The following is a 21,151-nucleotide window of genomic DNA, read 5'->3' as shown; positions in this document are numbered from 1 at the left end:
AAATCTGCATGCTCGTTTTCCTTGAAAATAAAAAAAGCAAAGGTTAGGAAAGTTTCGCCAAGTCTCTTTGAATATCAACTGCAGAAATGGCGATGTGAAGCACTTTAGCGCTAGCTGCGTTAGTAAGTTTTCCCATGTGCAGCTGCGTATTTTCCAAGAGACTGCCAGGTGCAAATCAGTACTTCGCTTGAATGGTCTCCCGGTATTGTTAAATGCCGCAGCCTTATTACTGGGTAAAGCTTGGAAGTGATGATGATCTGAAGCAGAGCTGCTGAACTTTCAGTCTGTTGGGCAGTTGTTGTGTCAATAATTACCTTACAAATGATAAAACTGTCACAAAAATTGTGCCAAAATTTGAGTGTCAAATTGTGTTGACTTGTCTTATAATGGAGATAAGAAAGAAGGAGGAACTTTGACATGGAAAACAAAAGTTCATTAAAAGTCAGAGTGCAAAAACTAGGTACAGCTCTTTCTAATATGGTTATGCCTAATATTGGAGCTTTTATCGCCTGGGGAATTTTAACCACTCTGTTTATTGATACCGGCTGGCTGCCGAATCCGACCCTCAATGTGATGGTCAGTCCAATTTTGACTTATTTACTGCCTGTCTTAATCGGCTATACTGGCGGTTATAACGTTTACGGCCAGCGCGGTGCTGTGGTCGGAGCGATTGCGACTTTCGGAGCAGTAGCAGGATCAGATGTGCCTATGTTCATTGGGGCAATGATTATGGGACCGTTGGGAGCATGGTGTATTAAGAAATTTGACCAGGTCTTTCAGGATAAAGTAAAAGCCGGGTTTGAGATGCTGGTTAACAATTTTTCTGCTGGTATTATCGGTTTTATTCTCATTATTCTGGCTTTCTTGGCAGTCGGTCCGGTTGTCTCCCACCTGACAAATGCTATCGGTGTCGGTGTGCAGGCGATTGTTGAAGCAAGACTGCTGCCGCTTGCCAATATTTTGATTGAACCCGCTAAGATTCTTTTCCTTAATAACGCACTTAATCATGGTATTTTTACGCCGCTTGGAGCTGAGCAGGTAGCCGCAGCAGGCAAGTCTATTCTCTTCCTGCTCGAAACAAACCCTGGACCCGGCCTTGGTGTTCTGCTTGCCTTTGCTATTTTTGGTAAGGGCTCTGCTAAATCTTCTTCTTGGGGAGCGATGGTTATCCACTTCTTGGGTGGTATCCATGAAATTTATTTCCCATATGTCATGATGAAACCTTTGCTTTTCTTGGCTGTTATTGCAGGCGGTGTGTCCGGCACCTTTACTTTCCAGCTTTTGGGAGCAGGTCTTTCAGGCGCAGCTTCACCTGGTTCAATTATTGCCATTTTAGCGATGACTCCTCGCGGAGGTTACCTGCCTGTTCTTGCTGGTGTACTGGTTGCTACAGCTGTTTCTTTCTTTGTAGCTGCTCCAATCCTCAAAGCAGATAATTCTGAAGAAGATTCTCTGGCTGAAGCTCAAGCTGCTACGCAGGCTGCTAAGGCTGAGTCAAAAGGACAAGGCTCAGCAGCTCCTCTGTCCGCAGAAGAGATTTCAACAGATTCGGTTAAGCAAATTATTTTTGCTTGTGATGCCGGTATGGGAAGTTCAGCAATGGGGGCTTCTATCCTTCGTGATAAAGTGAAAAAAGCTGGTCTTGATTTACCGGTTTCTAATAAAGCTATCTCCAATTTGACTGATACGCCTAATACTTTAATTGTCACTCAAGAGGAATTGGCAGACCGGGCTGCTCAGAAAACTCCGAGTGCGGTCCATGTTGCTGTCGATAATTTCCTGGCGACTCCAAAATATGACGACATTGTTTCTATGCTTACCGGAACAGCTTCTCAATCAGCAGATGCTCAGCCGGATTCGGCTGCTGGCAATTCTGATGATGCTGAGATTGATTTGAACTACATTGATGAAGTGGTCTTTGCCTACGGGCGGTCAAGAGGTTCAGCGACTATGGGGCAGACAACACTGGAAGCTATCTTCAAAAATAATGGTATTGCTGTTCCTGTGTCTAAAGCTGCCAATAGCGATTTAGGGAAATTTAATGCTAAAAATATCCTGTTGGTGACGACTATTGATAATCAGGCACAAGTTCAGCAGGAAGCGCCTAAAGCTCAGATTTTGGTAGTTGACAGTTTGGTGACAACACCTGAATATGATAAAATGGTCGCCCGCATGCATAAATAAGGACAAAAGTATATAATAAATATATGCTATTAACGAAACGTGAAGAACAAGTGCTGAAAGCTTTCCAGGATTTTGGAAAGCTTTCAATCAATAATATTTCAGATATTCTAAAAGTTTCTAAGCGAACGGTTTATCGGACTCTGGCTGATTTGACAGAAAGCCTCAATCAGTTTAATATCAGTATCATTAAAGAAGGAAACCAATATGTATTGACCGGTGAATTAGAGCGTTTAGGAGAATTCACAAGCCAGACTGTTTTTTCACGAAATGAACGGCTGAATTTGATCGCCTTTAGATTGCTGACAGCACAGGCTGAAGTCACCAATGATGACCTTCAGTCAGATTTTGCGGTGAGCAATGTGACCATCATTCAGGATATTGCTGATATCGAAAAGCGCTTGTCGGATTTTGATTTACAGCTGATACGCAAAGGGGGCTACTCCATCAGCCCAGAAAGTTCTGAACTGCGACGGGTTTTAGCTGTGCTGATGACCAATAATATTTCTGTTTCGGACTTTTGGCAGCATGATTACGGTTCTTTTAAAGCTGTCAGCAGCTCTTATTTGGAAAATGCAACCCTTGTCTTTCAGTCGCATCAGTCAGATTTACCTGAAATCGATGCAAAGATGAGTCAGTTCTTTATTGTGTTGCTGGCTTTGACAGGGTATGGGACGGTTCCTGATTCCCCTTCGCCGCTGGTCAGTAAGACTGCTCTTGATTTTGCTAAGTCAGTTTATGCTGATTTGTCGGAAAAAAACGGTCTTTTTTACCCCATACAGGAAATTCTTTATTATGCCGCTGTCTTAGATGAATTAGTTATTAAAAGACAGGAAACACCGCTGTTTAACGAAAATTTTGACAGTGAATTTTTCTATAATGTTTCAAATCTTATTGATAAGGTCGCTTTATATACTAAAATTAATTTCGCTAAGGATCAGACCTTATTTAAATTTTTGTTTAACCATATCCGTTTAAGTTTAGCCATACCGATAATCTTTGAAGATTCAGCGAATATCACGCTCAGGCATTCTGCGCTCAATCACAGTGAGTATCTGCATCGTGTGGTGACACTGTTAGTCAAGGAAATTTTCCCTGTCTATTTGCAAAGTGAAACAGAGTATGAGTTAATCACCTTGCATTTCGCCTCCAGTCTAAGAAGAAGCCCCGATATTTATCCGATTGCGATTTTACTGTTAAGTGATGAACGGCCTTTAGCTTGTGAGCTTCTCATTACCCGTCTCAAAACACTGGCTCCTTTTGTAGGGACAGTCAAAGTAAAGCCTGCGGCTGATTTTACAGCTCTGGATAGGGAAAGATATGACAGTATTTTGTCCACTCAGCTGACCTCTGCAGAGGATGTCAAACTAGTCTCTATTTATCCTGACGGGAAAGAACTCCTGCAGCTTCAGGAATATTTACAGGAAATCCAAGCGAACCGTGATGTCAAAATCCGTCAGGAAGTTCAATTTGAGCCTTCCTATGATTTACAGAATTACCTGCTGGCCAGTCAGACCTTGCTGTCTGAGTTTTCCTACAGGCAGATAGAGAATAATCCTGAATTTGCAGAAACAGTCAGAATGGTCGTTGAAAAAATCGATTATGTGACTGATCAGAACTATTTGGCTGATAAACTGATAGAGCGTTTTACAATCAGCCCATTGGCCATTCCTGAGACACATCTGGCCTTGCTGCATACCTATTCCAGTAAAGTAGAGCGGTCGTGCTTTAAAGTTTTTGAACTCAAACGGCCTGTTACCGCTCTTTCCATGAATCATCAGGAAGAAGAAATTTCCCGTTTTTTGGTCATGCTGACCCGTCTGGATGAAACAAAAGAAGTGCGTGATTTAATGACCGCTATCAGCCAGTCGATTATCGAAAATCACCTCTATACTGAAATTTATAAGACCGGCAACAAAGATATTATTTACCAGCTGCTCAATCAGATTTTTACTGAAAAAATAAAGAAATTGGAGAATTAAAATGGAATTTCAAAAAAGTTTAATCAAACTCGATCAGGATTTTGCAGACAAGGAAGAAGCGATTCGCTATTGCGGCCAGCTGCTTTTTAAAGAAGGTTATGTGGAAGAAGACTATATTGATGCTATGGTAGAGCGTGATAATGATTTATCGGTTTATATGGGCAACTTTATTGCTATTCCGCACGGAACTGATGCTGCCAAGGAAAAGGTCTTAAAATCAGGAATTACGGTTGTTCAAGTTCCTGATGGTGTTAATTTTGGCGATACTAGCAACCCACAAATAGCAACAGTTTTATTCGGTATTGCCGGTATCGGGGATGAGCACCTGCAGATGATTCAGAAAATCTCTATCTTTTGTGCAGATGTTGATAATGTTGTTAAACTGGCAGATGCTCAAACAGAAGAAGAAATCATCCGTCTTTTAGAAAATGTAGAATAGAAGGAGGAGCATACCTATGAACAAAGCAGTGCACTTTGGTGCCGGGAATATTGGCCGCGGTTTTATTGGAGAAATTTTAGCGGAAAACCATTTTGCCATTGATTTTGTCGATGTCAATGACACCATTATAGCCGCGCTTCAAGAGAGAAAATCATATGATATTGAAATCGCTGAAGAAGGACAGCGCCATATTACAATTAACAATGTCAATGGGATTAACAACGGGAAAAATCCCCGAGCGGTAATTGAGGCCATCAGAACGGCAGATCTTATCACTACAGCTATCGGTCCCAATATCCTGCCCCTTATTGCTGAATTGATTGCGGACGGTATTGAGGCACGCCGTGCTGATAATAATAAACAAGCTATTGATGTCTTGGCCTGCGAAAATATGATTGGCGGTTCGCAGTTTTTATACGAAGAGGTGAAAAAATATCTGTCACAGGAAGCCTTAGACTACGCAGAACAATATGTCGGTTTTCCTAATGCCGCGGTTGACCGCATTGTTCCAGCTCAGTCGCATGCAGATCCCCTTTTTGTAGTCGTTGAACCCTTTAATGAATGGGTGGTTGAAACCAGCCGTATGAAAAATCCTGATCTTAAATTAAAGGGAGTGCATTACGAAGAGGATTTAGAACCTTTTATTGAACGCAAATTGTTTTCTGTCAATTCCGGCCATGCCACCTCAGCTTATACAGGAGCTTTTTACGGAGCTAAAACGATTCTTGAAGCTCTGCAAAATACAAAGGTTAAGGCAAATGTTGAGGCCGTATTGGCAGAAATCCGCAGCCTTCTGATCGACAAGTGGGGATTTTCCGAGGAAGCTTTGACTGACTATCATAAAGTGATTCTGTCCCGCTTTGAAAATCCATTTATTGTTGACGATGTGACTCGGGTAGCTCGGACTCCGATTCGTAAACTAGGCTTCGATGAACGTTTTATCCGTCCTATTCGTGAACTAAAAGAGCGAAATCTGTCTTATGCTAATCTGCTGCAAACGGTCAGCTATGTCTTTAAATACACTGACCCTGACGATGAGCAAAGCAGACAGCTTCAGGAGAGTCTGGCTCAAAAACCAGTTGAAGAAGTTGTCGCTGAGGTAACCGGACTTAAGGATCAGGATTTAATCACAGAAATTGTGAACAGCATTGAAAAAATTGCCTAGTTTTGTTGAGATAAGGGCCTAGAGCCTCATGTACAATTGCTAAGTTTCCTGTACCATATTTAGGCTGTTGCCTATGACTTAGTTTTTACAGCACAGGACAAAATAAAATGAAAATCCATTTAGACCGGAACTTGTGTCCCGGTCTTTTTATCAAGATACAAAGACCGTTAAAAAATCCGTATGAAAGGTGGTAAGCCAGAAATCTCCGATTTCGTCTGCGCACCCCTGTCAGGACGACTAGAAGGGTGCAGTCGGCTGTCAAGACGGCAAAGCCTTCAGACGTCTACGGCTGGCGGTAAGCCAGAAATCTTCGATTTCGTCTGCGCACCCCTGTCAGGACGAGACAGAACACCAGACCGTAACGTTCGGCATCTCGCCCCCGCAAAGCCTGGTGGTCTTTTAGTCGTTTTTAAGCTTTAAAACACCTATGAACCAAAGAATCTTTGCCTTTATTATTAGGGGTAATAAATAATTTGAGAACTATCTCCAAAATCTTCTGAAAATTTGGTATAATAATTAGGTGATTATACTAGCAGGAGAAAGTATGCCTTATTTATTAGAAATCTTACCCAATTTATTAAGCGGTGCTTTAATTACTTTACAGGTATTTATTACCGTTTTAGTTCTGTCAATTCCCATTGGAGCTGTATTGGCTTTTTTAATGCAGCTGCCTTTTAAACCTTTAAAATGGCTGCTGAGTTTATATGTTTGGATTATGCGCGGCACCCCTTTGCTTTTGCAGCTCATTTTTTTCTACTATGTTTTACCGAGTGTAGGAGTTGTAATTGATCGCATGCCGGCTGCTATCTTGGCCTTTACACTAAATTATGCGGCCTATTTTGCTGAAATTTTTCGCGGCGGTATTGCTGCTATTCCGCGCGGCCAGTATGAGGCAGCTAAAGTGCTGAAGTTTTCGCAGCTTCAAACGATTCGTTATATTATTCTGCCTCAAGTGATTAAAATTGTTTTGCCTAGTGTTTTTAATGAAATTATAAATCTGGTTAAGGATTCCTCGCTGGTTTATGTGCTTGGAGTTGGCGATTTGCTTCTGGCCAGCAAGACAGCTGCAAACCGGGATGCCTCTTTGGTTCCGATGTTTATCGCCGGTGCTATCTACCTTATTCTGATCGGTATAGTGACTATTATCTCGCGTCATGTTGAGAAAAAATACAGTTATTACAAATAAGGAGACTATATGTTAGAATTAAGAGATATTTCAAAGCAGTTTGGTCAGAAAAAGGTTTTTGATCATTTTAATCTGCTTGTCGAAGAAGGGAAGATTTTATCTTTGGTCGGCCCGTCTGGCGGTGGGAAAACCACACTATTGCGGATGCTGGCGGGTCTTGAAAAAATAGATTCCGGCGAGATTATTTACAATGGCGAAAATGTAGCTATCGATCATTTAGAAAATCTCAATCTGCTTGGCTTTGTTTTTCAGGATTTTCAGCTCTTCCCGCATTTGAGCGTTTTGGATAATTTGATTTTGTCTCCTTTAAAAACGATGAATATTACAAGAGAAAAAGCCAGCCAGAAAGCCAAAGAGCTTCTGGATAAACTGGGGCTGAGCGATCAGATATCCGCTTACCCGTACGCGCTGTCGGGCGGTCAGAAACAGCGTGTGGCGCTTGCCAGAGCTATGATGATTGATCCTCAGATTATCGGTTATGATGAGCCGACCAGCGCTTTGGATCCGGAACTGCGCCAGGAGGTTGAGAAACTTATCTTACAGAACCGCCGGTTAGGGATTACACAGATTGTGGTCACGCATGATTTGCCCTTCGCTGAAAATATTTCAGATGCTATTGTCAAAATTAATCCAAAATAAAAAAGAAAGTGACGGATCAACGTTTATGAACTTAAAACGATTCTTAACAGCTGTCTTTTGTTTGCTCATACCCGCAGTTTTAGTCGCTTGCAGCAGCAAGAGCAACACGTCCTCCTCAGCCGATCAGTGGGAGAATTACCAAGAAGAAGGAGAAATTACCATTGGCTTTGATAAAACATTTGTGCCGATGGGATATGAAGATACAGACGGGTCCTATGTCGGCTTTGATGTTGATTTGGCAGAAGCCGTTTTTGAAAAGTACGGAATCGCAGTCAACTGGCAGCCGATTAACTGGGATATGAAAGAAACGGAATTAAACAATGGAAACATTGATTTAATCTGGAATGGCTACTCGGCGACAGATGAGCGCAGGGAAAAAGTCCGCTTTACTGATCCTTATATGGAAAACGAGCAGGTTCTTGTCACCAAAAAATCATCTGATATCGCAAAATTTTCTGATATGAAGGACAAGGTTCTGGGAGCACAGGCGGGTTCATCGGGCTATCAGGCATTTACAGATCATCCTGAAGTGCTTAAAGATTTTGTTAAAAACGGAGATGCGAACCAGTACGAAACGTTTACTCAGGCCTTTATTGATTTGGAAAGCGACCGTATCGATGGTTTGCTGATTGACCGTGTCTATGCTAACTACTATTTGCAGCAGGAGGGAGAACTGGATAGTTATCACATTATTTCCGGTGATTATGCCAGTGAGAATTTTGCAGTCGGTGCTCGCAAGGCCGATAAAACATTGGTGAAAAAGATTAATGCTGCCTTTGCTGAACTTTATGAAGAAGGACGCTTTCAAGAAATTTCAGAGACTTGGTTTGGTGAAGACGTTGCTGCAAAAGAAATCAAAGACTGACACTGCTGTACAGCCTGATTGGGATGGCTTTGCAGGCAGTCCAAGCTATCAAAAAAGCACCGCTTTTGTTTAAAACGGTGCTTTTAATCTTTTATGAGTCTGTATTTTTTAGGATAAACCTTAGGGGTAACTTGATGGAAAATAAGAAACCATTGTTCATTGCGGCGCCAAATACTGGTATGAAACTGTCCGTCAGTTTCGTATGTAACCAATTTTGTTTTCTGGCTGACTGATTGCAGGCTGAAATGTTGGAAATGGCTGCTGAAATAAGTATTTTGGTTCATAAATTCCCGTTTTGCGATGCGTTTTCCATTTTGATCAATCATCTGAAATTCTTCAGCAATAAACTCCTCATAGTCTGGAATTCTGGCTAGGATTACTTTTTCATTTTTGTAAAGCTTTTTAAAAACATTATCTGCTATTTCATCTTCTGGCAGCGGAGCGGGTTCAACGTGGATATCAATATCATAAATAGCGTATTTTTGGCTGAGCAGTTTTTCGACTTGCTCTGTAATAGCATGGCTTTCGTAAACAGAAAGATCAGGATTCATCTCCAATACAATATCCAAATAAATATTGCTGCCGTAGGTGCGCCCCCGCTGGGATTTAACTGCAGCGATTTTAGGAATTTGTAAAATCGCTTTTTCATATTCTTTTAACTGCTTTTCATCAAAACCATCAGATAAACTAAAAGCACTTTCCATGAAAATATCATAAGCTGTCTTTAGGATAAAAAAAGCAATAATGACTGCGGCGATTCGGTCAATGATAATCAAATTTAAGGAAGCAGCGATAATCGCAACAGCCGTCCCTAAAGAAGTCAGGGCATCGGAAAGATTGTCCTTAGAGGCGGCGACTAGGGCGCTGGATCTGATTTTTCGTGACAGCTTCTTGTTATAAAGATGCACACCGTACATAATACAGGCTGAAATCACCCCCACCAGCGCTCCCAGCGGGTCGATTTTAACTTGAGTATCTCTGAATATTTTTTCAACGGTCTGGAGCAAAACACGAAAGCCGACAGCAAACATAATGAAAGCTGTGATAAGGCTTGCAAGGTCTTCAATCTTCCAATGCCCGAATCTATGGTCAGCATCAGCTGGCTGGCTGGCTAAGTATAAGCCGATAAGCAGAACGAGGTTGCCCAAAATATCCGAAAGATTGTTAAAACCATCAGCAACCAAGGCGCTGGAATTCAGCATATAGCCTGCAAGGAGCTTAAAGGCAGTAAGCAGCAGGTAGACCACAATGCTGATAATCGGACCGCGCATAGCTAATTTTAAATTTTTACCAGGTTCAGTCATAAAAACTCCTTGAATAATAGTGCCTTCATTGTATCATAATTGTAAGAAAAAATAAGCTGCAAAGAATGAAGACAAAGCAATACGCATGAGAGAGAAAAGGCAGCTCTGTCTGATGTGCAAGCGAACCGTCCCGGCTGGCATTTTGCAGCGGTTCTTTTTACCTATGTGCTTTTGACAGACCTCGTCTCTTTGACAAAAATAGAAGCCTGATCAGCGATGCTGTTAAGCACCCAATCAGGCTCTCTTTTTGTCTTTATTCTGATTTATTAAAGTAGCGGTAGGTTTCACTGATAATAATCGGCGAGAGTGCCAGAAGGGCAACTAAGTTTGGCAGGGCCATCAGTCCGTTAACAATATCGGCAAGAGTCCAGATTAAGTCCAGTTTAAGAAAACCGCCCAAAGCAACCATAGCGATAAAAATCACTCGGTAAACCAAGAGGTATTTTGTACCAAACAAGAATTCAAAGCAGCGTTCTCCATAATAACTCCAGCCTAAAATAGTAGTAAAAGCAAAGAGAACCAGACAAAAGGTCAGCGCCACAGCGCCGGAAGATCCAAAGAGTGACGAAAAAGTAGCCTGGGTAAGCGGAGCCCCTTCCAGTCCCTGAACTGTCCATTTGCCGGTCACAATAATAGCCAGTCCGGTAAGAGTACAGATAATAAGTGTATCAATGAATGTTCCTGTCATTGAAATCAATCCCTGTTCGACTGGTTCTTCTGTTTTAGCCGCCGCAGCTGCAATAGGAGCAGAGCCGAGTCCGGATTCGTTTGAGAAAACACCGCGCGCCACCCCTATCTGAATGGCCTCTTTAACAACGGCACCTGTAAAACCGCCGACAGCTGCCGTTCCTGTGAATGCTCCCTTTAAAATCAAAACAAAAGAAGGAAGAATCTGATTAGCGTTCATGGCTATGACTGCACAGACAGCCAGTATGTAAATACCAGCCATAAAAGGAACCACTTTCTCAGCCACCTTCGAAATAGATTGTATGCCGCCAAAAATCACAACCGCCACAAGAACAGCGATAAAAATACTAGCTATCTGCGGGGAGAAAGAAAAAGTATTTTCAAGTGATGATGTGATTGAATTGACCTGAGAAAAAGTTCCCATTCCAAGCCAGGCAACTAAAACACCGGCCAGAGCAAAAAAGACCGCTAAGGGTTTCCATTTTCGGCCCATACCGTTGATGATATAGTGCATCGGTCCTCCGGCAATTTCCCCATTAGCATCCTTAGTCCGGTACTTAATGGCAAGCAGGCCTTCGGCGTACTTGGTAGCCATGCCAAAAAAAGCTGCTATCCACATCCAAAACAGAGCACCGGGTCCGCCGGACTTGATAGCGGTAGCCACACCGACGATATTGCCAGTCCCAACAGTTGCCGCCAAAGCTGTTGCCAGAGCTGCAAAACTGGAGATATCACCTTCCCCTTGATCTTCAGCGAAAATCAGTGCAAAAGCCTTTGGAAGCCTAAAAATTTGAAGCAGGCCAAGCCTAATAGTGAGATAAATACCCGTTCCGACTAAAAGTACGAGCAGGGGTGCCCCCCACACGATATCGTCGACGGTCTTGAAAAATTCTAACATGAAAGAGTCTCCTTATGAATATTGACCCTTCAAAAAGAAAAAGAAGCTGTCTGCAAACAACTTCTGTGAGTTATGAATAAGATAAAAATAGTTTAAATCTTACTTTACCTTTTTCTGTCCTTTTGCCTGAGAGATTGAGCTGATCAGCCTTGCCCCTTCGGCGCCTAAAAAGGTCTCTCCAGAAGTCCGTCAGTTTAACAGTCCCGTCATATCACATGACACCTGAGAGTATAATTCCTTCGGTGAAAGATACGGCATCTTTTCTCTCCTGAAAAACGTCAATCGGTTTAAAAGTTTAACAGCCTTATAGTATAATAAAACGTTTATCATGTCAAGATGAATTTCAAGGTTTACAGGTCATCAAAACTTCGGCCAAACTGCCGACTGTAAGAAAGAGCGATTGAAAGAGCGATTTTTTATACAGCGGTAAAACATAAAACGTAGCAGAAACCTGACAGATGACATCTGACTTGTTAGAATAAATATATCACAATGTGAAAAAAGGCCAAAAAGCTGTGGGAGTGCACAGGCAGCCCGAACTTGAAAATTGGAGAGTGAGGGCACCTATCATTTGAGGTTCTGTCACAAGATTTAGCCAGCCGTAGACGTCTGAAGGCTTTACCGTCTTAACAGCCCATAGACAGACCTAAAGGACGATTTAAAAACTAATCCTTAATTTTGTCAGTCTTATATACAAGGCGCAGTAGCCTAGTGTCATTTTAGTCGCTTTTTCAAAGCTTTAAAATGTCTGCTAGGCTTTGCGGGGGCGAGACATCGAACGTTATGATCTGGGGTTCTGTCTCGCTCCCTAGTCGCTCTGACAGGGGTGCGCAGACGAAATCGAAGATTTCTGGCTTACCGCCTTTTTATACGGATTTTTTGACGGTCTTTGTATCTTGGTGGAACTGAACGCAGCCTAAAATCCTAGTGAAAAAGATGAAGTCCAGCGCGATGCAGGACATCGCTTGTCCTTCCCTATTTTCCTACGGATTTTTAAACGGCCTTTGTATCTTGGTGGAGGAATTGGTGTATGAAGACATACGATTTGTTAGTTATTGGGTTTGGGAAAGCAGGCAAGACTTTGGCTGCGAAAATGAGCAGTTTGGGCAAAAAAGTTGCTCTTGTTGAGAAAGACAGAGAAATGTACGGCGGGACCTGCATTAATGTTGCCTGTATTCCAACCAAAACTTTAATTCAGGCAGCTGAAAAAAATTTAAGTTTTTCTCAGGCGATGCATTTAAAAGATACTGTAACAGCTCGTTTGCGTCAAAAAAATGAGCAGACTTTGACCGGTTCGGGAGTCGATCTCTATCATGCTGCTGCCCGTTTTGTGTCTGATAAAGTTGTCGAAATCGCTGCCGGGACAGAAAAGGAACGATTAACAGCTGAATCAATTGTTATCAATACCGGATCCGTCACTAATGTGTTGCCTATACCAGGATTGCTGGACAGCCGTTATGTCTATGACAGTACCGGCATCCAATTCTTGTCTGAACAGCCTAAACGATTGGGCATCATTGGCGGCGGCAATATTGGTTTGGAATTCGCGAGTCTTTATGCTAAGCTCGGCAGCCAAGTGACTGTTTTCGAATATTCACCGCAGCTTCTCAGCCGTTTTGATAAAGAAGTGGCGGACTTGGCACAGACTTATCTTGAAGAAGACGGTGTGCATTTTGTGCTGTCAGCAACGGTAGAAAGTGTTGCTAATAAAGGGCAGGGGGTGACTGTGACCGCAGCTTCAAAAGATTATGCATTTGATGCCCTTCTTTATGCTACCGGACGGAAACCAGCTGTTGCGGAGCTCGGTTTGGAAAATACAGGTATCAAGCTGACTGACCGCGGAGCTGTTCAGGTTGATGAATTTTGTGAGACAACAGTCAAAGATGTGTATGCTGTTGGCGATGTTAATGGCGGACTGCAGTTTACCTATACCTCTTTAGATGATTTCAGAGTAGTATTTGGGAAATTGACAGGCAGCAGCAGCTACAATCTTAAAGAGCGCCGCAATGTCCCGTCCAGTATTTTTATCCAGCCGCCTTTGTCACAGGTTGGGCTGACTGAAAAGGAGGCACAGGCTGCTCATGTGACTTATAAGAGCCAAAAACTGCCTGTGGCCAGTATGCCGAGAGGACATGTGAACAATGATTTACGCGGACTTTATAAAGTCTTAATCGACCCGGAAAGCAAGGAAATATTGGGGGCAACTTTGTTTGGAGCTGCCTCTCAGGAAAATATCAATCTGATCAAAATGGCGATGGATAATAACATTCCTTATACCTATATCAAAAATCAGATTTTCACCCATCCCAGTATGGCGGAAAATTTGAACGATCTTTTTAATTTTTAAAAAGATCCGTGCTTCTGCTTTCTGAACAGAAAACCGAAAAAGAGCTTACAGATGCTCTTTTTCTTTTTTATCTAAAAATGGTACAATAATAGAGCAAATTTGACAAGACAGAGAAAGGAAAGAAAAAGAGGGGACAAAAGGCAGTCCGTTTTGTCCAGTCCGGCTGACTGCTGCATATGTCCCCGCTTTGGTAATTATTTATGAATCCTTTATTAGCTAAGATGAACGACCGGCAGAAAGAAGCGGTTGAAACGACTGAAGGGCCGCTTCTGATTATGGCTGGCGCAGGTTCCGGCAAGACACGCGTACTGACCCATCGTATCGCGTACCTGATAGATGAGAAATTTGTTAATCCCTGGAATATTCTGGCTATCACTTTTACCAATAAAGCCGCTCGAGAAATGCGGGAACGGGCGATGGCGCTCAACTCGGCAACTCAAGACACATTAATTGCTACGTTTCACTCAATGTGTGTGCGCATTTTACGGCGTGAAGCAGACAGGATTGGTTATAACCGCAATTTTACCATTGTTGATCCGGGAGAACAGCGCACACTGATGAAGCGGATTTTAAAAAATTTAAATCTTGATTCTAAAAAATGGAATGAGCGGACTATTTTAGCCACCATATCCAACGCAAAAAACGAACTTCTGGATGAAAAGGCTTATGAAAATCAGGCAGGCGATCTTTACAGCCAAGTAGCTGCTAAATGCTATAAAGCCTATCAAGCCGAGCTGCGCCAAAGCGAAGCAATGGATTTTGATGATTTAATTATGCTGACTTTGCGGCTTTTTAAGGAACATTCCGATGTTTTAGCATACTATCAGCAGCGCTATCAATACATTCATGTCGATGAATATCAGGATACTAATCATGCTCAGTATCAGCTGGTTAAACTTTTAGCCAGTCGTTTTCATAATATTTGTGTAGTCGGAGATGCCGACCAGTCTATTTACGGCTGGCGCGGTGCCGATATGCAAAATATCCTCGATTTTGAAAAGGACTATCCTGAAGCTAAAGTGGTTCTTTTGGAAGAAAATTACCGTTCAACCCAAACAATTTTGCAGGCAGCAAATGATGTCATCCAAAATAACCGTCACAGACGCCCTAAAAATCTTTGGACTCAAAACCCGAAAGGGGACCAGATTATCTATTATCAAGCTGATGATGAACGGGATGAGGCTGTTTTTGTCGCCTCCTCCATCGCTCAGATTGTTCGTGAAGACGGGAAAAATTTTAAAGACTTTACGGTGCTTTACCGGACCAATGCCCAGTCGCGGACTATTGAAGAAGCTCTGCTTAAATCCAATATTCCTTACACTATGGTTGGCGGTACGAAATTCTACAGCCGCAAGGAAATTCGTGATATCATTGCTTACCTCAATGTCATCGCTAATACCGCTGATAATATCAGTTATGAGCGGATTATCAACGAGCCGAAGCGCGGTATTGGCCCGGGGACTTTGGAGAAAATCCGCCTTTTTGCATCAGGGCAACATTTAAGCCTGTTGGATGCCAGTGCCGAGATTATGCTTTCTAATCATGTCAAAGGCAAGCCAGCACAGGCCGTGAAAACTTTAGCCGATTTACTCTTAGATTTGCAGCAGCAGCTTGATAAGCTGACTTTAACAGCACTGACAGAAACGATTCTCGATAAAACAGGCTATCTGGAAACCCTTCAAATGCAAAATACCCTTGAAAGTCAGGCCCGTATTGAAAATATCGAAGAATTTCTGACTGTCACCAAGGAATTTGATGCGAATCAGGAGGAAGGAACAGATACTGAATCCGGCCGTGACAGACTCAGCCGTTTTCTGAATGATTTGGCACTAGTTGCTGACAGTGATGAGGCTGAGAATGACACAGCCGAAGTAACCTTAATGACTTTGCATGCAGCCAAAGGCCTAGAGTTTCCGATTGTTTTTCTTATCGGAATGGAAGAAGGGGTTTTCCCTTTGGCACGTGCAGCACAGGAACAAGACGAACTGGAAGAGGAACGGCGCTTGGCCTATGTGGGGATTACTCGGGCAGAGGAGAAGTTGTTTCTGACTAATGCTGCTGTTCGGACACTTTTTGGCAAAACTGGCTATAACCCACCTAGTCGTTTTTTGCGGGAAATATCTGCTGATCTGTTAGATTATCAGGGATCAGCTCGTCCGACTGACAGTGCTTTTGCGGTTACTTACAGCAATCGGAGAGAAGAAGAACCAGCCAGAAAGTTCGGTCAGGGCATGAGTTTGCAGCAGGCACTGCAGTTTCGAAAGGCTCAGGCTCAGCCTCACACGAGCAGACCGCTGTCAGTTTCTGCTGGAACCGAGGCTTCAACAAATATTGACTGGAAAGTCGGCGACAGCCTGCAGCATAAAAAATGGGGAGAAGGCACTGTCCTTGAAGTTACAGGAAGCGGCCAAGGGCAGGAGTTAAAGGTGAACTTCCCGGAACTCGGTCTAAAAAAACTCTTAGCCAGTGTTGCCCCTATTCAAAGAAAATAACAGTCGCTGTCGGCTCTTAAAGCGAGAATGCTTTCAGATGTCTGCAGCAAACCGGAGAGCGGGGCAGAACTTTAAGCCATAAGGTTCATTGTCCTGCTCTTATTTTTGTATATTATAGTTTTAGACTATAACCCACTCTTTTTGATAAATATTAGGCAAAGACGGTAAAATAGGGTAAAATAAAGGGGCATTTGGATCATTTATAAGATTTATAAGAAGGAGTACTTGAATGACAAGAGAATTTGGTTTTGAAACTCTGCAACTGCATGCTGGTCAAACAGTTGATCCGGTGACTAAATCCCGGGCTGTCCCGATTTACCAAACAACCTCTTATGTTTTTGACAGTGCTCAGGAAGCAGAGGATATCTTTGCCCTGCGCCAGCCTGCCAATATCTATACTCGGATTACAAATCCTACCACAGCGGTTTTTGAAGAAAGGATGGCCGCATTAGAGGGCGGTGTCGGTGCTCTGGCGACTGCTTCAGGGATGGCGGCGATCACTTATACCGCACTGGCATTGGCTCATGCCGGCGACCACATTGTATCGGCAACAACCGTTTACGGCGGGACCTTCAATCTGCTGAAAGAGACGCTGCCGCGTTATGGTATTACAACGAGTTTTGTCGATGTCTCAGATTTTAAGGCTATAGACGCTGCTGTCCAAGACAATACTAAATTTATCCTTGCAGAAACCTTAGGCAATCCATTGGGAAATGTTGCTGATTTGGAAAAATTGGCAGAGATAGCGCATGCGCATAATATTCCTCTGGTTATTGACAATACGTTTGCGACACCTTATTTGATAAATATCTTTTCTTATGGAGCTGATATTTCTGTTCATTCAGCCACTAAGTTTATCGGAGGGCACGGCACTTCCATTGGCGGAGTCATAGTAGATTCGGGAAAATTCGATTGGGAAGCATCGGGAAAGTTCCCGCAGTTTGTCGATCCTGATCCTTCTTACCATGATATTAGCTATACCCGTGATATTGGCAAGGCGGCTTTCGTTACGGCAGTCCGGACACAGCTCTTAAGGGATACCGGAGCCTGCCTGTCGCCTTTTAATGCTTTTTTGCTGACACAGGGTCTTGAGACCTTATCTTTGCGTGTAGAGAGGCATATTGAAAATGCTAAAAAATTAGCGGACTACCTTGCAGCACACCCTAAAGTAACTAAGGTTAATTATGCCGGCCTGCCATCAAGCTCCTACTATGATTTAGCGCAAAAGTACTTACCTAAAGGGGCCGGATCTATTTTTACCTTTAATGTTGCAGGTGGAGCAGAAGCAGCCCGAAAAGTGATCGACAGTTTAGAAATTTTTTCAGACTTGGCTAATGTAGCCGATGCCAAATCTTTAGTTGTTCATCCAGCAACGACGACACACGGTCAAATGACTGAAGAAGATCAGCGGGCCTGCGGTATTGAACCGGAGCAAATCCGTCTTTCTGTTGGTTTAGAAAATGCTGATGACCTTATTGAAGACCTCCGCTTAGCTTTAGAAAAGATTTAAAGATAGGGCGGCTCTTTGATAAGACAATTCTTTTAAGAATAAAGGAGAAGGCAGTATGACAACCTTACAAGAAGCTCTTGCAGCGTTCAAAGCGGCAAAAGTAGTGGATTTGACTCACCAAATTGACGAGAACAGTCCCCATTTTCCTCCCTTGCCAGCTCTTTCCAAAAAGGACATTTTTACTCTGGAAGATGGGTTTTATGTGCAGCAGTTTTCTGTTGTCGGACAGTACGGGACACATATTGATGCTCCGATTCATTTTGTAGAGGGAGGAAAGTTGCTGGAGCAAATTCCTCTAGAAGATCTTCTTTTGCCTCTGTATGTTATCGATAAATCCGCCGAAGTAGCACTTAACCCTAACTATGAGTTAAGCAGGCAGGATGTGCTTGATTTTGAAGCAGAGCACGGTAAAATCGCTGAGGGAAGTTTTGTCGCTTTCCGCAGTGACTGGTCAAAACGCTGGCCATCACAGAAACTGATGACTAATCTTGACGGTAAGGGAGCCCAGCAGTCTCCGGGATGGTCGCGTGAGGCAATTGATTTTTTGATTCATGAACGTCATATCAAAGCATTAGGACATGAGACGCTTGATACGGACAGCGGCAAAGCCGCTGCAGAGGCCGGCGGTGTTTTGCGGCAGGAATATCATTTATTGGAGGAAGGTATTTTTCAGCTGGAAGTATTAGCCCATCTTGATCAAGTGCCGGCAACAGGCAGTATTATTTCGATTGCCTATCCTCACTGGAAAGAAGCGACCGGTTCACCTGTCCGTGCTCTGGCTTATGTTCCAGACTCCGGTCAAAAATAAGCTGTATTTTTGGATGAATTGCTATATGAAATTTGTATTTGATTTAGATGGTACTCTGTGTTTTGACCGTATGACTATTGCTCCAGAAATCAAGAGTATTTTAAAAAAGCACAGGACTTTGGACATGAAGTGACCTTTGCTTCGGCGCGTGCTTACCGCGACTGTATTGCTTTACTGACAGGAGAGTTAGCTTACAAGCGTGTGGTCGGCCTTAATGGCGGTCTTGTTTATGACAATGGACAGTTAATCTTTAAGCAGCATTTAACTCGACAGGCCTATCAGAGTGCTCTGACTTGGTGTCATTATTACCGTCTGCCTTATTTTGTAGATGATGACTTTGATTATGTCTATTTTAAAGGGGAGAAAATGCCTTTTATTAGCAGCGTTGATCCCTTGCATTTGGCTAACCGTCTGGAAATAGATCAGCTGAAAATTCCTATTAAGATGGTTATTTACCTAGGGGACCATGAAGAATTAGCTCAACCCCTCTGCCGGGAGTTGGAGGCTCTGAAACAGATTGATGTTGACTATCATGATCACGAAAAATGTCTCTACCTCAATCCCTATGCTACCAACAAAGCGACGACGGTTATGAGACATGTTGGTTCAGATTTCATTGCTTTTGGCAATGATAAAAATGATATTGCTTTATTTAAGGATTCGCTTTACAGCGTTCAAGTCGGAAATTTTCCTTCCCTTAAACGATATGCTGATGAGCAAGTAACAGCAGACAGCGCCTCTGTCTGCCGGCGTATTTCAAAGCTGTTTGAGCTTTATCAGGACAGTAAAGAGCATCAATAATCTGCACTGCAGAATGGTCTCTTGTTTAAGTTCTGTGAAACTAGTCTTTGGACTGACTGGTTTTAAGAGGATTTTTGTTGGATTTCATTGATAAAAATGTTTCAGCGCCGCACCTCTCTAGCCGCCTTGGGCAGAGGTGCGTCAACGAAATCACAGATTTCGGACTTACCGTCATTTTTGCGTTGCTCTTTTAACGGCCTTTGTATCTTGAGGAAAGGAGTGGTTATGGACGAACATCATCACCGCTATCATTTTCGCGGTCAGTCCAGCAGCAGGATATTTATCGCTTTTTTAGCGAATTTTTTCTTTGCTGTTATTGAAATGATTTTTGGCAGAATTTTTAATTCCAGCGCAATTTTAGCTGATGCAGTTCACGATTTTGGCGATGCGATGGCAATTGGCACCTCTTATTATTTTGAACGGCTGTCCAAACGCAGAAGCGATTATAAATACACATTGGGATATTTGCGCTTCAGCCTTCTGGGGGCCCTAATGACGGCTGTTATTTTGATTTTAGGTTCTGTTTTTGTACTTATAGAAAACGTCCAAAAGGTTTTTAATCCTGAACCTGTCAATTATCGAGGAATGTTTATCCTTGGGATTATTGCTATCATTGTGAATGTTATCGCTAGTCGTGTATTAAACAGTGAGGCTTCTGAGCATGAGTCAGTTTTGAGCCTGCATTTTTTGGAAGATATCTTAGGCTGGCTTGCCGTTATTGTCGTTTCTGTTATCTTACGCTTTACGGACTGGTATTTTCTTGATCCTCTGCTGTCTATTATGATTGCTGTTTTTATTTTAAGTCAGGCTTTGCCAAAATTTATCAGAAATATCTCGGTCTTTTTGGAACGTTCTCCGGCAAATTTCGATATTAGACAAATTGAAAATGAGATTCTCAGTATAGATTCTGTGATGGCTATCAACCAGCTGAATGTCTGGTCCTTAGACGGTCGACGAAATATTGCTATGGTGCATTTGCTGGTTGCAGCAGACGGCAATGAGCAGCTGATTAAAGATCAAGTTCATCACATTTTTCATGCTTACAATATCGTTGAATCCGCTGTTGAGTGTGACCATTCTACTTTCCAGCATCTGCATCACAGTTCTTTTAAAAGAGATAAAATTTAGCAAGTACATGTCTGTTCTGAGTCTTTTCTTAATAATAAAGGACTGGCAGCTAAAACGGTAAACAGACAGATTGTATTTTTCCTTATTTAGTATTATAATACTAAATAAGGAAAGGAGAGCTTATGCAGGAAGTTCTTGAAACATACAGAAAAAAAGCAATCAGCAAAATCAGTTTGAAAGAAGCAGCAGAATGTTTTAAAGGCAAAGCTGTTTCAGCTTCTGAAAGTGACGGCAATATCGCTGTTATTAATCTGCGTGATATAGAAGAAACCGGTCTTAACTATTCTGCTTTAAAGGCGCTTACGGCTGATCCGCAGTCTCTTTCCCGCTATTTACTAAAAGATGGTGATGTGCTGGTAGCTACTAAAGGAACGCTTAAGAAAACAGCTGTTTTTGCTGAACAAAAGCGCCCCGTTATTGCAACTGCTAATATTACGGTTCTCCGCCCTAAAGCTGATGTTTTAGGACTCTATATTAAACTGTTTTTAGACTCGGCGATCGGTCAGGCCCTGCTGGATGAAGCTGATACTGGTAAACAGGTTATCAATATCAGCCGTGAAAAGCTTCTTGGTATTGAAATACCTCATATTCCTTTAGTTAAACAGCTCTACCTAATCCGACGTTACGAACAGGGGCTGCAAGCCTACAAACGCAAAATATCCCGAGCTGCACAGGAATGGCAGTATCTGCGAACTAACCTTGAAAAAAATTTATTTTAA

15 protein-coding genes, 1 pseudogene and 2 riboswitches are annotated in these 21,151 nt (G+C 42.6%); of the genes and pseudogenes, 14 read left to right on the top strand and 2 right to left on the bottom strand.

Features of this window, described 5'->3' with window-relative positions; translation table 11 throughout:
- Positions 1–417 precede the first annotated feature (417 nt).
- From DDV21_RS06525 to DDV21_RS06495, 7 genes are all read left to right on the top strand, one after another.
- A complete protein-coding gene (locus DDV21_RS06525; RefSeq protein ID WP_116877063.1) occupies positions 418–2,184 on the top strand; it encodes a PTS mannitol transporter subunit IIBC in 1,767 nt (588 codons plus the stop codon).
- A gap of 23 nt (positions 2,185–2,207) precedes the next feature.
- Positions 2,208–4,163 carry a BglG family transcription antiterminator gene (locus tag DDV21_RS06520; protein WP_116877064.1) on the top strand — a complete coding sequence of 652 codons (1,956 nt, stop codon included), beginning with the start codon at positions 2,208–2,210 and terminating at the stop codon, positions 4,161–4,163.
- 1 nt (position 4,164) lies between these two features.
- A complete protein-coding gene (locus DDV21_RS06515) occupies positions 4,165–4,602 on the top strand; it encodes a PTS mannitol transporter subunit IIA (protein WP_116877065.1) in 438 nt (145 codons plus the stop codon).
- A 16-nt stretch (positions 4,603–4,618) separates the two neighbouring features.
- Positions 4,619–5,767: a mannitol-1-phosphate 5-dehydrogenase gene (locus tag DDV21_RS06510; protein WP_116877066.1), complete on the top strand. Its 1,149-nt coding sequence runs from the start codon at positions 4,619–4,621 to the stop codon at positions 5,765–5,767.
- A 544-nt stretch (positions 5,768–6,311) separates the two neighbouring features.
- Positions 6,312–6,953 (top strand): amino acid ABC transporter permease, encoded by a 642-nt coding sequence (locus tag DDV21_RS06505; protein WP_116877067.1) that lies wholly within the window; start codon positions 6,312–6,314, stop codon positions 6,951–6,953.
- Positions 6,954–6,962: 9 nt separating this feature from the next.
- Complete coding sequence (locus DDV21_RS06500; RefSeq protein ID WP_116877068.1) at positions 6,963–7,592, top strand: amino acid ABC transporter ATP-binding protein; 630 nt, start codon at positions 6,963–6,965, stop codon at positions 7,590–7,592.
- A gap of 25 nt (positions 7,593–7,617) precedes the next feature.
- Positions 7,618–8,457, top strand: coding sequence for an amino acid ABC transporter substrate-binding protein (locus DDV21_RS06495; RefSeq protein WP_116877069.1), 840 nt, complete (start codon positions 7,618–7,620; stop codon positions 8,455–8,457).
- Positions 8,458–8,540: 83 nt separating this feature from the next.
- On the opposite strand, the gene DDV21_RS06490 is transcribed toward DDV21_RS06495, so the two are convergent.
- Together DDV21_RS06490 and DDV21_RS06485 are read right to left on the bottom strand one after the other, a co-directional pair.
- Positions 8,541–9,761, bottom strand: coding sequence for a cation diffusion facilitator family transporter (locus DDV21_RS06490; RefSeq protein WP_116877070.1), 1,221 nt, complete (start codon positions 9,759–9,761; stop codon positions 8,541–8,543).
- A gap of 253 nt (positions 9,762–10,014) precedes the next feature.
- Positions 10,015–11,346 carry an alanine/glycine:cation symporter family protein gene (locus DDV21_RS06485; RefSeq protein ID WP_116877071.1) on the bottom strand — a complete coding sequence of 444 codons (1,332 nt, stop codon included), beginning with the start codon at positions 11,344–11,346 and terminating at the stop codon, positions 10,015–10,017.
- 104 nt (positions 11,347–11,450) lie between these two features.
- Positions 11,451–11,538: riboswitch (glycine riboswitch) on the bottom strand.
- A gap of 1 nt (position 11,539) precedes the next feature.
- Positions 11,540–11,627, bottom strand: a riboswitch (glycine riboswitch).
- Positions 11,628–12,376: 749 nt separating this feature from the next.
- On the opposite strand from DDV21_RS06485, the gene DDV21_RS06480 reads away from it, so the two are divergent.
- From DDV21_RS06480 to DDV21_RS06450, 7 genes and pseudogenes are all read left to right on the top strand, one after another.
- Entirely contained in the window at positions 12,377–13,693 is a 1,317-nt protein-coding gene (locus DDV21_RS06480) for an FAD-containing oxidoreductase (RefSeq protein ID WP_116877072.1), read from the top strand.
- Between the two features lie 200 nt (positions 13,694–13,893).
- Positions 13,894–16,185, top strand: coding sequence for a DNA helicase PcrA (pcrA, locus tag DDV21_RS06475; RefSeq protein ID WP_116877073.1), 2,292 nt, complete (start codon positions 13,894–13,896; stop codon positions 16,183–16,185).
- A gap of 229 nt (positions 16,186–16,414) precedes the next feature.
- Positions 16,415–17,695, top strand: coding sequence for an O-acetylhomoserine aminocarboxypropyltransferase/cysteine synthase family protein (locus tag DDV21_RS06470; RefSeq protein WP_116877074.1), 1,281 nt, complete (start codon positions 16,415–16,417; stop codon positions 17,693–17,695).
- A gap of 55 nt (positions 17,696–17,750) precedes the next feature.
- Positions 17,751–18,503: a cyclase family protein gene (locus DDV21_RS06465; protein ID WP_116877075.1), complete on the top strand. Its 753-nt coding sequence runs from the start codon at positions 17,751–17,753 to the stop codon at positions 18,501–18,503.
- 25 nt (positions 18,504–18,528) lie between these two features.
- Positions 18,529–19,304: pseudogene (locus DDV21_RS06460) on the top strand (HAD hydrolase family protein).
- A 225-nt stretch (positions 19,305–19,529) separates the two neighbouring features.
- Entirely contained in the window at positions 19,530–20,432 is a 903-nt protein-coding gene (locus DDV21_RS06455) for a cation diffusion facilitator family transporter (protein WP_116877076.1), read from the top strand.
- Between the two features lie 122 nt (positions 20,433–20,554).
- Positions 20,555–21,151 carry a restriction endonuclease subunit S domain-containing protein gene (locus DDV21_RS06450; RefSeq protein ID WP_116877077.1) on the top strand — a complete coding sequence of 199 codons (597 nt, stop codon included), beginning with the start codon at positions 20,555–20,557 and terminating at the stop codon, positions 21,149–21,151.

The organism is Streptococcus chenjunshii, assembly GCF_003086355.1.
Taxonomy (GTDB): Bacteria; Bacillota; Bacilli; order Lactobacillales; family Streptococcaceae; genus Streptococcus; species Streptococcus chenjunshii.
The sequence above is the reverse complement of the archived record's forward strand: the minus strand, read 5'-3'. Positions and strand labels throughout refer to the sequence as shown.

Coding starts and splice junctions, on each gene's coding strand:
- DDV21_RS06525 (WP_116877063.1), top strand. CDS start 418: ATGGAAAACAAAAGTTCATTAAAAGTCAGAGTGCAAAAACTAGGTACA.
- DDV21_RS06520 (WP_116877064.1), top strand. CDS start 2,208: ATGCTATTAACGAAACGTGAAGAACAAGTGCTGAAAGCTTTCCAGGAT.
- DDV21_RS06515 (WP_116877065.1), top strand. CDS start 4,165: ATGGAATTTCAAAAAAGTTTAATCAAACTCGATCAGGATTTTGCAGAC.
- DDV21_RS06510 (WP_116877066.1), top strand. CDS start 4,619: ATGAACAAAGCAGTGCACTTTGGTGCCGGGAATATTGGCCGCGGTTTT.
- DDV21_RS06505 (WP_116877067.1), top strand. CDS start 6,312: ATGCCTTATTTATTAGAAATCTTACCCAATTTATTAAGCGGTGCTTTA.
- DDV21_RS06500 (WP_116877068.1), top strand. CDS start 6,963: ATGTTAGAATTAAGAGATATTTCAAAGCAGTTTGGTCAGAAAAAGGTT.
- DDV21_RS06495 (WP_116877069.1), top strand. CDS start 7,618: ATGAACTTAAAACGATTCTTAACAGCTGTCTTTTGTTTGCTCATACCC.
- DDV21_RS06490 (WP_116877070.1), bottom strand. CDS start 9,761: ATGACTGAACCTGGTAAAAATTTAAAATTAGCTATGCGCGGTCCGATT.
- DDV21_RS06485 (WP_116877071.1), bottom strand. CDS start 11,346: ATGTTAGAATTTTTCAAGACCGTCGACGATATCGTGTGGGGGGCACCC.
- DDV21_RS06480 (WP_116877072.1), top strand. CDS start 12,377: ATGAAGACATACGATTTGTTAGTTATTGGGTTTGGGAAAGCAGGCAAG.
- pcrA (WP_116877073.1), top strand. CDS start 13,894: ATGAATCCTTTATTAGCTAAGATGAACGACCGGCAGAAAGAAGCGGTT.
- DDV21_RS06470 (WP_116877074.1), top strand. CDS start 16,415: ATGACAAGAGAATTTGGTTTTGAAACTCTGCAACTGCATGCTGGTCAA.
- DDV21_RS06465 (WP_116877075.1), top strand. CDS start 17,751: ATGACAACCTTACAAGAAGCTCTTGCAGCGTTCAAAGCGGCAAAAGTA.
- DDV21_RS06455 (WP_116877076.1), top strand. CDS start 19,530: ATGGACGAACATCATCACCGCTATCATTTTCGCGGTCAGTCCAGCAGC.
- DDV21_RS06450 (WP_116877077.1), top strand. CDS start 20,555: ATGCAGGAAGTTCTTGAAACATACAGAAAAAAAGCAATCAGCAAAATC.